The sequence below is a fragment of the Paenibacillus sp. LjRoot153 genome, assembly GCF_964253085.1.
In the GTDB taxonomy this organism is placed as follows: Bacteria; Bacillota; Bacilli; order Paenibacillales; family NBRC-103111; genus Paenibacillus_E.
This window is the reverse complement of the sequence record NZ_CAXUQH020000001.1, coordinates 2,290,628-2,303,343: the sequence shown is the minus strand read 5'-3', so window position 1 is coordinate 2,303,343 and position 12,716 is coordinate 2,290,628. Positions and strand designations below refer to the sequence as shown.

Sequence of the window (12,716 nt, the reverse complement as noted above, 5' to 3'; positions counted from 1 at the left end):
AATCGATAGCTTAGGCCACACTGGCAGGATAAGATTGGAACAGAATATTAGAATTTTTAAAAAGGAGAATCAAGATGAGGCTGTTTGAATTGTTGCTTTTATTGTCAAACATCGGCTTATTTGCATTAACAATCCTATTAAAAAAAGGACAGCGTAAAATGCCAGTTTTCGTTGCAAGCGGGATCGCCACACTTATACTGGTCATTCATTGGACGGTGGAAGGATATCGAGTTCAGCTATTTTGCTTGTATGGCATAACGATCATTTTCTTCGCCAGTTCAGGTTATCGTTATTTGAAAAAATCCAGCCCAACACAAATCCCGCGATTCCTATTGGGTTCGGCTTATGCCGCTTTGGCGATCCTGCTGGTCGCAACAGCGGGTCTTATGTATGCTTTTCCTGTATTTCAATTATCTGAACCGACAGGCAAATTTAAGGTAGGCATGCAATCGTTACATTTCGTGGATACCAATAGAGAAGAGATTTATGGCGGATCCAGAGGTGGCAAAAGAGAATTGATGGTTCAGGTATGGTATCCAGCTCAAGCTGGCACAGGCAAACACGCTCCTCTTATTCCCGATACTCGGATATTACGTTATATGGCTGCGAATTATGGCCTTCCCGGGTTTACTTTGCAGCACCTGAAGTACGTATCCAGTCATACGTATTCGGGGGGCGAAATCTCTTCAGCACAGACTTCATACCCACTAATTCTTGCGAATCCTGGCTTTGGCTCCTCTAGGTTCCTCCACACGTCGCAAGCCGAAAATCTCGCAAGTCACGGATATGTCGTGGCCGTGATCGATCACACCTACAATACATTTGCAACTGAGTTTCCTGACGGTCGAATCACAACCAGCTCAACCAACGACTTATTCTCACCCGACCATGACTACCAGATGGAAAATGGAAATCGCGACAAGTTAGGAAAAATGTTAACCGACGATGTGACGTTTGTGCTGGACCAATTCGGACTCATCCAATCGGGACAGATGCCAAGTCATCTAATAGGGAGGATAGATCTAGGTCATGTTGGGGTGTTCGGTCATTCCATCGGCGGAGCAACAGCCTATGACGCTTCCTACGATCCGCGAATCACGGCTGGAATCGACTTGGATGGCGCACTTTATCGACTGCGTGACCGAGAGAGTCTACGAAAGCCGTTTTTGTTCATGAACTCGGAAAGCGAATTCGGACGATTAAAGCTCGTGATGGATAACCACGTCTATACGGAGGCAGAGCTTAAACACATGGGTAACACAAGAGCGTGGACGGATCAAGTAACGGAAGACAAAAAGTTAGAACTTGAACGCATACGCGAATCGGTCGCTTCAGGGGGGCAATTCCTCTATCTCGAAAATTCGGAGCATTTGAATTTTACCGACGTACAATTCATTTCTCCAATATTCAAATTTCTGGGCATTACTGGTAAGATTGCCCCACATAGAGCTAACGCCATTATCAATGCCTACATGCTGGATTTCTTCGATACGTATCTGAAAAATCAAGGAGGTATCTTATTAAAAGGACCAGATAGCCGCTTTCCGGAGGTGAAGTTCGGAGCATTGCGATTATAATGTATTTCCCTGCATTGGAAAACTTAATCAGATTGTTCATGTTTCAATGATATCCTTCATTTAATGAAAAAATTGTTCATCTTATAATAAATCAGAGATGAACGATTATATGAAATGAAAGGAGCCTTTCATGAACAAAATGGGAATAGGTCTACAACTGTACACACTCCGAGATGAAATGAGTCGAGACGCTGCAGCAACTTTGCAAAAAGTTGCCGAGATGGGCTATGCGGGTGTGGAATTTGCGGGTTATTACGGGTTTAGCCCTGAACAGCTGAAGAAGCTGCTGAACACGCTGTCACTTCAAGCCGTAGGCAGTCATGTAAACATGGAGCGACTGCAAAACCATCTAGAAGAAGAAATTGCTATGAATGTCGCGCTCGGAAGCCGTTATGTCATCTGTCCTGGAATCACTCAAGAACAACGACAAGCACTTCCCGAGACTGTTGCTTTCTTCAACAAGTGCAGTGAACAGTTTAGAAGAAATGGCATCGAATTTGGATTTCATAATCATTATGTTGAATTCACTGAAGTTTATGGGGATCAAATTTGGTTTGATGCCTTTTTTGGAAGCACATCCCCAGAAAATATGAAAAGTGAGCTCGATGTTTGCTGGGTACATAAAGCTGGCAGCGATCCTATCGCTTACCTCGACAAATATGCCGGACGCATACCTTTAATTCATTTGAAGGACATTCGCAAGTTCGAAAGTGACACGTATCAAACGGTGGAACTGGGACGCGGTGAAATGAATTTACCAGCCATTATTAGGGCAGCAGCAAGGGCGGGAACAGAATGGCTCATCGTCGAACAAGACGATTGCGACTTGCCTGCGTTAGAAAGTGTACAGATAAGTATGGATTGGCTAAGCCAAAATTATAGGTTTATGGAGGTCATTTAAGATGGCGAAAAAACTTAAAGGGGCAGTAATTGGTTGCGGGGGCATTGCCTTCGAGAAATATTTCCCTGCACTTTCCAAGCTGAAGGAACTGGAATTGGTCGCCTTCTGTGACATTATTATCGAAAAAGCAGAAAAAGCAGTGGCAGGATACGGTTCAACTGACGCAAAAGCATTTTACGATTATAAAGAAGTCCTAGCAAATGTCGCCATTGATGTCATCTATGTGTGTACGCCGAACGATTCGCATGCGGAAATCTCGATTGCAGCCCTGGAGTCAGGCAAACATGTCATGTGTGAGAAACCGATGGCCAAAACGGCTGCCGAAGCACAAGCCATGGTGGATGCTGCCAAACGTACAGGCAAAAAGCTCTCGATCGGCTATCAGAATAATTTCCGGCCAGACAGTCGGTATTTGCAACAAATTTGCGATAACGGCGAGCTCGGCGAGATCTATTTTGCCAAGGCTCATGCGATTCGCAGACGCGCTGTTCCCACCTGGGGCGTCTTTCTAGATCAAGAGAAACAAGGGGGTGGCCCTCTCATTGATATCGGTAGCCATGCGTTGGATTTAACACTTCGGATGATGAACAATTACGCACCAAAATGTGTTTTGGGCAAGGCCTATCACGAGCTAAGCCGTAAAGAAAACGCAGCGAATCTTTGGGGACCGTGGGATCCAGAAAAGTTTACGGTGGAAGATTCGGCTTTCGCCTTCATCACGATGCAGAACGGTGCGAGCGTTATTCTCGAATCCAGTTGGGCACTTAACTCACTTGACACTTTAGAGGCCAAAACGACGCTTTGCGGTACGGAAGGCGGAGCGGATATGCGTGACGGACTCCGAATTAATAGCGAAAAGCTCGGTAGAATGACTACGACCACCATCGATTTGAACGCAGGAGGCGTCGCTTTTTTTGAAGGCCAAACAGAGAGTCCAAGCGACTTGGAAGCGCGGTTGTGGCTGGAATGCATCCTTCATGATACCGAACCGGTAGTAAAACCGGAACAAGCGCTTGTTGTCACGCAAATATTAGAAGCCATCTATGAGTCTTCGAAGACTGGGAAAGCCATTTATTTTGACTAACCTCATAAAGTTAAGCTTAAACACTCGCCGCCCTGATTAAGGGCGGTTGTGTTTGTTCAAGGAATATGTGCGTACAATTGGCTAGAAAGCTTGTATAATAATGAAATAGTTACTAAACATGAACAATTTGCGCAGACAAAGGAGAAAACTGATGATGGATGGGCGAGGATAAATTGCGAGCTGAAACAATTGATGTAGCCATGGCGCACCATAAGAAGCGTCTCAGGTATCCTTCTGAGTTTTTAACCACATACATCATTAGATTGCAGACAAGCGGTTCCTGCGAGGCGTTGATTGATAACGAATACGTTGTGATTGAGCCTGGAGATCTGCTGATGTTTCGTCCTGGTGAAAAGTATGAGCTTATCTTGAAAAACAACAGCATCGATTACTATGTGATTTGCAATGGAACATGGATTGACCAGTGGTGGGACAATTTCTCCCCTCCGCAGAAGTCAACCATACCTCTTGACGATGATCTGCTGAAACTGTGGAAACAGTTGGCGAAGGAAACGTTACGGAGGAACGGCACCGTCGATGAATTGACAGATTATTTAATGCGTGTCTTTTGCTTGACTTTACAGCGCCTGCATGAAACTGCTAGCATGGGAAAAACATTAAGTCCCTCCTACATCGCTTATCAAATAAAAACTTTCATTGATCAACATGCAATAGAAGCGCTCACCCTTGAGCGAATCGCCAAACATGCGGGGATTAGTGTCTCTAGAGCTGTCAATTTGTTTAAAACCAATTTTGGTCAATCCATCATGAGTTATGCCATTGAAGTCCGTCTTACTGTCGCGTGCGAACGTATTCGTTTCAGCGCAATGTCGCTTGATTATGTCGCAAAGTCATGCGGTTTCAACAGCTACACCTACTTCCACCGACAATTTCGCATGCATTTCGGACTATCCCCCCGGCAATATCGCGGAGAACAACAGAATCGTTCGAAACTCCCATGACCCCGCTAAACTTTCGAATATATGTCTGAAATTAAGATTCCGTTTTGAATCCAAATGAAACATACTATAATGAAACTATCTACTAATGTGTACGGGAGGGTCATCATGAAGCTTTTACTTGTGGAAGACGAACAGTTGATTCGCAAAGGGATTCTGATGAAGACCGACTGGAAGCAATGCGGAATCAATGAAGTGATGCAAGCAGAAGATGGTCGCGATGCCGTTCGGATCGCTGAGCAGTTCCGCCCCGACATTCTGCTTACAGATATCCGTATGCCCCATATGGACGGTATTGAGGCAGCTCGCAGTATTCGGGAGTTTTGTCCGAAAGTTCATATCATCTTCATGAGCGGCTTCTCGGATAAGGAGTATTTGAAAGCCGCTATTTCTTTACATGCTGTCCATTATGTAGAAAAACCGATCCATCCAGATGAGCTGCATGAAGCGATTCGCACCGCTTCCAAGATGGTCCAGAACGACCTGCGAACCGACATGGGAGAGGAAGAAAGTATGCCTCTTATTAAACGGGAAATAGCCGCTCTATTGTGTTCTCCTGTGTATCAATCAGATAAGCTTGCGCGGTTGTTTCCTTTAATCGGTTCTCAGTTTCCACACAACAATCCCTGTGTGAGCTCCGTTCTCAAATGGCATCATGCTATTGAACAGGGGGATCTCCTTCTGCAAGAACTCGAGGATGCCGCTCAGATGGCAGCGTTAGATTGCTTTAGTATGTTAAAAGATAACCATCATGTCGTCATCCATTTAATCTCCCGTTCCGAGCTAACGATACCGTTGGACGATTCACTTCAACAATGGATCCATCAAGTATCCCTTCGGTTACCCAAAGTTCCTGGCTTTCATTTAGGAATTGGCCAGCAAGTCCATGGGTTGGATCAGCTATATGCTTCCTACATCTCAGCGGTGACCAATCTTCAAAGGGGCTTTTATCAGCCACCGAACGCCATCTTATGGGAGTCTACTAATCATTCTCACACCGATGCTTTCTTTTTTGAGGATAAGCGTATTACGACCTTTGCCCTTGCACTTCAACAAGATGATGCCTATCAGGCAAAAAATTGGCTTGCGAATTTGATGAAAGAGATATGTAAGTATCCTGATACATCTGTCACTTATACCAAAGGAATCTATTTGCAACTCTATCAAACTGTACAACAAGTTGGCAAAGAAAGCGGTATTCCTTCGTTCAAGCAGGAGGCGGCAGTAGGTAAATACGTGGAGCGCTTGTACGCTTGTCAGACATTAGACGTCTTAAATCAATTGTTGAGTGATGAACTCGATGTTCTTTTTGATCATTTGGAAACGCGAAAGGGCAACTCAATTATTCGTCATGTGACGCAATATATCGAGCGAAACTACCAGAATCGCCAGCTTTCACTGGCCGAAATCAGCGAGTATGTCGGAGTAACCATCCCTCACTTGTGTTTTGTCTATAAGGAAGGCACTGGTGTGACTATCAAACATTTCCTATCGGAATATCGGATTGACCGGGCCAAAGAACTGTTGGCCAATAAGGATCTCAAGTTATTTGATATAGCGTTACAGGTAGGGTATGGGGACGGGGAATATTTTAGCAAAATATTTAAAAAAGTAACCGGCCTGCAACCTTCAGAATTCAGGAAGAGGATCGCTGATGTTTAATTCCTTCAATCGCATTCTCCTTAAACTAAGATTAAAGCAAAAACTGTTGCTCTCCTATCTATTGCTCATTCTGCTTCCTATTCTCTACCTCCAGTTCTATGCCTCTGGTAAAGTAACGGGCATTATACAAGAAATGGTCAATTTCTCGCTAAATCAAAGCTTTAACCAAACGCATTCCTTTCTTTCCTATAAATTAAAACGGATGACCGATGTTTCAGATATCATTGCCTTGGACGAGCAGAATATGACCCGTATCCTAACGCGTAACGTAAACGATTACAATATCCATGATCAATTACAAGATGGAAACATAATGAGGCAATTCATCATTTCCTTCCGTGACAGTACCGATGTAAGCGAGGTCCGACTCTATCTGCCAAAAGGATTTCTATTCGCCGATGAGGGCGTCAACATGTTGCGCTTGGATGATGTTCAAAAATCGACATGGTATAAGAACTTGGTCAATGCCAGAGTAAAGCTCATGTGGTTTTCTTCGCATGATTATCCAACCCTAGCTAGTGATGTCCGTCCGGTTATCTCCCTTATCCGCCTCATTCGCCATCCCAATCATTATAATGATACGATTGGTGTTCTAAGATTGGATATGGACGAGCGGAATCTGAAAGAAATCGTTTCGCGTGCCAACACCGTGAAGAATAGTTTAACTTACTTACAGAGCAGCGATGGCCTCATTCTAATTGCTTCGGATGAATTGCTCATGAAGCAATATTTTCTCGCTGATGGCTCTGCACCTATACTCACACAGCATACAAGCGGCAGTTATAAGCAGATCATAAACGGCAGAGAGCTTGAATTCCTCCAGCTGCCCATACCGCAAACAGACCTGACCATGGTTACTGTTATTCCCTCTCAGGAGATCGTGTCAAGAAGTACACGCCTTCAGAAAGAGCTTCTTGCCAGCTTGCTCGTTGTCGCACTGCTAGCCATCGGGCTTGCACAATATATTTCCCTTCATATGACTAGGCGGATTACACATTTGAGTCAAAAGATGAAAGCAATGGAGGCTGGATTCCTAGAACCTATCGTAAAGCCGTCAGGTGAGGATGAGATCGGAGAGCTCATCCAAAGCTATAACTACATGTCGAAACAACTAGCTTTGTTAAAGGATGTTGAAGTAAAGGCAATTAAATCGGAATTGAAGGCCCTTCAATCCCAGATCAATCCTCACTTCTTATACAATACGCTAGATCAGATCAATTGGATGGCTCAATTCGGGATGAACGACCAAATCCCCGCTCTTGTGCATTCTTTAGCTGGATACTACAAACTTACTCTGAGCAATGGACAGGACATTATTACAATTGAACACGAACTGAAACTGGTCGACTATTATGTCCAAATTCAAAATATTCGCTTTGAACAAAGAATCGAATTTATAATGCAGGTCGATGAGGAATTTCTACAAGGACTCATTCCGAAACTAACGCTTCAGCCCATCATCGAGAATGCTATTCTACATGGTATATTGAAGAGTGAGAATCGAGAGGGGATCATTACGGTAACTTGCGAACGCCAAGCTGACCAGATCATACTGTCCGTCGTTGACGATGGGGTTGGTATGGACGGAGCTCACCTGGAAGTACTCCAATCAGGCAGTAAGATAGTCAATCCGAACGGCAGCGGTTACGGGATTCGTAATGTACAAGAAAGAATTAAATTGTACTATGGGGAAGCCTTCGGATTGCAATTCTTCAGTTCACCTGGAGATGGGATGATTGTTGAAGTGCATATCCCGTTAATTATGGATTCGGATTCCTTATAAATATTAAGCATGAAGCCAAAAAAAAAGATCGCTCTCCACTTGCTGCTAAAGACACAAGTGAAGTAGCGATCTTTTTACGCTATCAAGGTTCCTTACAGGTTCGGCAATGATTTTAATTAATACCCATAAACCTCAAGCTCAACCATATAATTAGAAGTATTTACGTTATTGCCATTTAGCCAAAACCTTACGTACCGGCCCGATATGGGACTGAACGTAATTGTCTTGCCGGCGCTCGTCTCCGTATATTCAGCATCAGTCCCTATGCCTTGGCCTGCCGAGTTATTCGTATCATTATTAAATACATTGGTATAGCTGCTGAAATCCGCATCATTCGAGATCTGAACAATAACGTCGTGGTATTGCCGACTGTCATTGAAATAGTGCCACATCGTGATTTGGTTCAAGGTGACGGTGGATCCAAGATCCATTACTGCATGAACCGCGCCAGTTCCTACATCTACCAAATCACTTGAGGATAAATTCCCATTCGATAATTTAGAAGGAAATGCATCATTTACACCCGCAGCACTGTAAGTAATATCCCTGTATTGAGACACTAACTTTGCGATTGGTTCAGTTCCAAATACCTGCAGCTCTACAAAATTACTGTTGGTATTTACAGAGTTGCCTTTTAACCAGAAACGGGCATATCTAGCTGTAACTGGTGCAAAAGTAAGCGTCTTGCCGTTTGCCGACTCGGCATATTCATCATCAGACCCATATCCTTGACCTGAGCTGTTATCTTTATCATTATTGAACACAGTTGTTACATAACTGCTGAAATCAGACGTTCGCGACAGCTGAACGACCACATCTTTATACTTGCGGCCATCCGTATAAAAGTGCCACATCTTTACTTGACTAATGTCTTTCAGAGCACCAAGATCAATTTGAGCATATACTAATTGGTCAGGATTTCCGACAGTTACATAATCCGTAGATGCTGTATTACCATTTGTTAGTTTGGAAGGGGGAGGATCCGATGCACTACTACTAAAGGTAGGAGCTATACCTGCAGATAGGTTCGTTCTACTGACTCCGGGGTATTGAATCGCCCCTATACTTCCGCCGCTCATTGCAAATGGCGTACCAAAAAAGTCGCTATATCCTCTGTCCATATCAGAATGATAGCTCAGGGCACCTGTTTTCATAGTAGCGCTAGAGCTGGATTGAAGCCGATAGTCCCGATTAGCAGGATCTACGAATAATGGATTTATCTGAACATTACCACTGCAGCTAGATGAGCAGACACTGTTCAATTGCGCAGCGTCATAATTTAAGCTAAAGTCTGGTGGAGAACCCAAGTAGTTCTTGTAACGAGCCACTTTTCCATTGGTATCGCCGGTTTGAACGACAGGATCCCAGAAATTGTTATTGCGAACGAAGGCTGTACCCGTTACTTGCGGATGTACGTTCAGGCCAACCTGCCCTTGAGGGCTGAGACCGTACTCATACATAATGTTATTGGCAATAACATTATTCTCTACCTTGTTGGCGCTCGGACTGCCAGGATTATCTCCAAGGTAAATAGCATACTGATCCGTCTCAGCAATCGTGTTATTAATAATCCAACTATCCTTGGCTTCCATCCAAGTGTTGTTATCACCCGAAATAGCTTGCCAAGGATACATATCTAATCCCCAGGGTTGGAAGGAATGATTGGGTAGAACTGTACCCGTAGCACCCGTAATAATATTGCCGTATATTTTGTTGCTACTACCAAGAACATGGTTAGTTGTTGTGTAATCGTGAATATAGTTGCGGCGAATGATATTATTCGTGGTCTTGCCGCTGTAGCCGTCCATGTCAAGACCATGCATGTATCCGGAAGTACCTGCAGAAATATCATTCTGCTCCACGATTACATGCTTGACGCCAGACAGGTTATTCTTGTAGTTTGTTAGCGATATACCGGAATGTCCCCAGTTCAATATTTTATTACCACGAATGACTACACCGTCAACGGCATGATGGATGAATAATCCATCCCCTGTGGTCACTACCGTATCGTTCTCTTGGGGTAGCCAGACTTTGTCAATCAAGGAATTCGTTATCGTGATGTGAGAGACATTCGAAGTGTCGTCTGGGTTAGTTCCTAAATTCCCGATTTGTATGCCACCTTGAACAGCTCTTTGGACGATTAGATTGTCAAAGGTTAGATGCGAACTTGGCGCTTTGACCCAAATGACTCTCCCATAGGAGCCTCCACGGAAATCAATATCCTTCATCGTGACATGCTCTGTGTTCTCCATAACAACAACTGACAACAAATTATAGGCGATGACCTCTACATTCGTGGGAGCAACCGTGGATGAGCCTGTATATAAGTATACAATTCCACCAGCAACTGCCCATTCATGTAATTGATCGACGTCGTTCGCGCTTGTAACTTTTTGTTTAGGAACGCCATTCACAAATACCCGATATGCATCTAAACTGGTACTTCCATTAATACTCTTTTGCCAACGATTCGTCCCCGGTACATTCGTCCAGCCCGTATCCAGCTTATACATACCTGCAATCACTGGCTTTGGTCCAGTCCCATAAGCACCTATCGTGATAGGATCAGCTGATGTTCCTGCTTTGTTAGTCAAGTTAAGAGATGCGTTGTACCAAGCATCACCTCTCTTGAATAGGATTGTATTTCCTGCAGTCATCAAGGTAAGGGCCGTTGAGATATTTTGCTTAGGAGCGCCTGCAGATAAACCGTTGTTGGAATCGCTTCCAGATGTGGAAAAATAGTAGGTCGTGCCTGTAGCAAACGTTACGTTAGGGGTTATCAGTATGGAGATAAGTACAGAGCTAATAATAAGTGCTGCAAAAAGGAAAAGCTTAGACAAAGAACCCTTCGATACATCGTTCATCGTAAACCTCCTCAATACCTATTTACTTACTACTTGTCACTCTTTTCAAACATGAATAACTGCTTGAATAAAAACGATCACCTCCTACGACTCAATTCTTGCCGATGTTACAACATATAGACACCACCTCCTCAACTAATTTGGTATTGAATTAACCACTGTACATGCCAGCAAAAGTCAACAGTCGATTCAGAACAGCTGCAGCTTCCCCTCTTGTAGTTTGCGCCTCTGGTCGGAACGTGTTCTGTTCGTCACCCTCTATTAAACCCGCTGCCGCTGCTTGAGCAATGGCCTGCTGTGACCAAGGTGCAGCCTCGTTGAAATCGACAAATGGTCGTACACTCCCACTGACTTCGGAAGTTGCCCATGGTTGACCAGTAAATTGAACCGCACGCTGCAGTATTACCGCTAATTCCTGCCTGTTAAGCGTTGCCTCAGGTCGGAAGGTCTTATCCGGATAGCCGCTAACCAATCCGGCATCTGCTGCCGATTGGACTAATGCGTCATACCATTGCCCATTTATGTCAGCAAAGGAAGTATTGCCGGCATTACGATCCAAGGAAAGAGCACGTACTAACATCGATGCGAACTCAGCCCGAGTAACCGGTTTGTCTGGTCCAAAAATCTGATCCGATAAGCCATTAACGATGAGCTTATTCGCCATCGACTCTACCAAGGATTCGCTCCAATGGCCTTCAAGATCAGCGAAATGCTTCTCTAGGCGAATTAAGGAATAGACACTGTTTCCTTTCCTGAAAAGCTCCGCTACCGTCTTACCGTTAATGCTACGAAACACTGTTGGAACCGGGAGCAGCTCACCTGTCGCTTCATCCATGTAAACACCTATCGTATGGCTAGATTCAACTTCAACATCAAGCTGAAAAGAACGTGGCACATACCGCGTGAATTTCGTTATAGTTACTTTTTCTCCAGATGGTGTTTCGGCAATCATTTCGAAATCGATCGGTTTTATCAACAAGTTCGTTCCAATCTTAGTTGCTGCGCGCTCGAATTTATCGCCCTGCTCCTTACTTGCTTCTGTTACGTTAATTGTGATCACAGCTTTATCCGCTTGGTCACCTAATTCGTCACGCCAAGCACCTGAGGTCATTTCGCTAAGCGGTATAGAGTAAGTAATATTTCCTACTTTAAGCACTATAACTGCAGACGAATTTTGCACTGTCCACTTTTGAAGCAGCCCTATAGATACTCGCACTGGACCTTCTGCAGAAACAATGACTTGACCCGATGCCACTTGACCGTTTCCGTCCTCTTCTGTGATATCCCGAAAAGCTTTCGTATTACCATTTCCGCTACTGTTACCGTTTGCATTACCATTACCGTTTTCGTTACCGTTGTTCTCTCTGTTGTCCGAAGTAATTTGAATAGTGAGCTTTTTGGGCACATCATGAACGGTGGCATGCAATCCTGTCTCAAGATTTATCAAGTTCTTGACCTTAACTAACTTGAAGTCAACGATGCCAGGAGCCCCTGCTTGGAAGGTGAGTGTGGTTAATGTTTTGGTACCGCTTTCCCCAGCGGCTTGACCTGATTTCGTCGATCCATACCTAAGTGTATTTCCATTTTGGACAAAAACGGGTGTTCCCCCAGACAGATTATCCTCAACACTCAATAATGTAACGCCGGTGGGAATATCGATCGTCAAGTCATACGCATATAATTTATTGAGATTTGATCCTACAACGGTAATAGCGAAAGTATTTTTCTCTTTGATTGTTGGCGTTGTTGTCCGGATGTCAAACGATGTTGGCACCTCATCTGCAAATGCCACTGACGATCCCTTGACCACCCCAAATAAACACGTGATGAATAGTAGGATCGTACCAATCCGAAACAGTTGCTTTATCATTTGGCTCCCCCTT

At 44.1% G+C, this 12,716-nt stretch carries 8 protein-coding genes; 6 read left to right on the top strand and 2 right to left on the bottom strand.

Annotated features, from left to right (window positions below):
- Positions 1-74 precede the first annotated feature (74 nt).
- From ACSQ8P_RS10150 to ACSQ8P_RS10125, 6 genes are all read left to right on the top strand, one after another.
- Entirely contained in the window at positions 75-1,577 is a 1,503-nt protein-coding gene (locus ACSQ8P_RS10150) for an alpha/beta hydrolase family protein (protein ID WP_436235058.1), read from the top strand.
- A gap of 130 nt (positions 1,578-1,707) precedes the next feature.
- Positions 1,708-2,478, top strand: a complete 771-nt coding sequence (locus ACSQ8P_RS10145; protein WP_436235057.1) for a sugar phosphate isomerase/epimerase family protein — start codon at positions 1,708-1,710, stop codon at positions 2,476-2,478.
- Position 2,479: 1 nt separating this feature from the next.
- Positions 2,480-3,562, top strand: coding sequence for a Gfo/Idh/MocA family protein (locus ACSQ8P_RS10140; protein ID WP_436235056.1), 1,083 nt, complete (start codon positions 2,480-2,482; stop codon positions 3,560-3,562).
- A 158-nt stretch (positions 3,563-3,720) separates the two neighbouring features.
- Positions 3,721-4,524 carry an AraC family transcriptional regulator gene (locus tag ACSQ8P_RS10135; protein WP_436235055.1) on the top strand — a complete coding sequence of 268 codons (804 nt, stop codon included), beginning with the start codon at positions 3,721-3,723 and terminating at the stop codon, positions 4,522-4,524.
- A 105-nt stretch (positions 4,525-4,629) separates the two neighbouring features.
- Positions 4,630-6,183 carry a response regulator gene (locus ACSQ8P_RS10130; protein WP_436235054.1) on the top strand — a complete coding sequence of 518 codons (1,554 nt, stop codon included), beginning with the start codon at positions 4,630-4,632 and terminating at the stop codon, positions 6,181-6,183.
- Positions 6,176-7,966 carry a sensor histidine kinase gene (locus ACSQ8P_RS10125; RefSeq protein WP_436235053.1) on the top strand — a complete coding sequence of 597 codons (1,791 nt, stop codon included), beginning with the start codon at positions 6,176-6,178 and terminating at the stop codon, positions 7,964-7,966. Before ACSQ8P_RS10130 ends, ACSQ8P_RS10125 begins: the two co-directional genes overlap by 8 nt.
- Positions 7,967-8,082: 116 nt before the next feature.
- Here ACSQ8P_RS10125 and ACSQ8P_RS10120 read toward each other — a convergent pair whose 3' ends face one another.
- Both ACSQ8P_RS10120 and ACSQ8P_RS10115 read right to left on the bottom strand, forming a co-directional pair.
- On the bottom strand, positions 8,083-10,833 hold the full coding sequence (locus ACSQ8P_RS10120; RefSeq protein ID WP_436235052.1) for a hypothetical protein: 2,751 nt from the start codon (positions 10,831-10,833) through the stop codon (positions 8,083-8,085).
- 151 nt (positions 10,834-10,984) lie between these two features.
- Positions 10,985-12,703 (bottom strand): S-layer homology domain-containing protein, encoded by a 1,719-nt coding sequence (locus ACSQ8P_RS10115; protein WP_436235051.1) that lies wholly within the window; start codon positions 12,701-12,703, stop codon positions 10,985-10,987.
- Between the last annotated feature and the right edge of the window lie 13 nt (positions 12,704-12,716).

Bases quoted from the DNA above. Each gene is read 5' to 3' on its own strand.
- ACSQ8P_RS10150 (WP_436235058.1), top strand. From the start codon at position 75: ATGAGGCTGTTTGAATTGTTGCTTTTATTGTCAAACATCGGCTTATTT.
- ACSQ8P_RS10145 (WP_436235057.1), top strand. From the start codon at position 1,708: ATGAACAAAATGGGAATAGGTCTACAACTGTACACACTCCGAGATGAA.
- ACSQ8P_RS10140 (WP_436235056.1), top strand. From the start codon at position 2,480: ATGGCGAAAAAACTTAAAGGGGCAGTAATTGGTTGCGGGGGCATTGCC.
- ACSQ8P_RS10135 (WP_436235055.1), top strand. From the start codon at position 3,721: ATGGGCGAGGATAAATTGCGAGCTGAAACAATTGATGTAGCCATGGCG.
- ACSQ8P_RS10130 (WP_436235054.1), top strand. From the start codon at position 4,630: ATGAAGCTTTTACTTGTGGAAGACGAACAGTTGATTCGCAAAGGGATT.
- ACSQ8P_RS10125 (WP_436235053.1), top strand. From the start codon at position 6,176: ATGTTTAATTCCTTCAATCGCATTCTCCTTAAACTAAGATTAAAGCAA.
- ACSQ8P_RS10120 (WP_436235052.1), bottom strand. From the start codon at position 10,833: ATGAACGATGTATCGAAGGGTTCTTTGTCTAAGCTTTTCCTTTTTGCA.
- ACSQ8P_RS10115 (WP_436235051.1), bottom strand. From the start codon at position 12,703: ATGATAAAGCAACTGTTTCGGATTGGTACGATCCTACTATTCATCACG.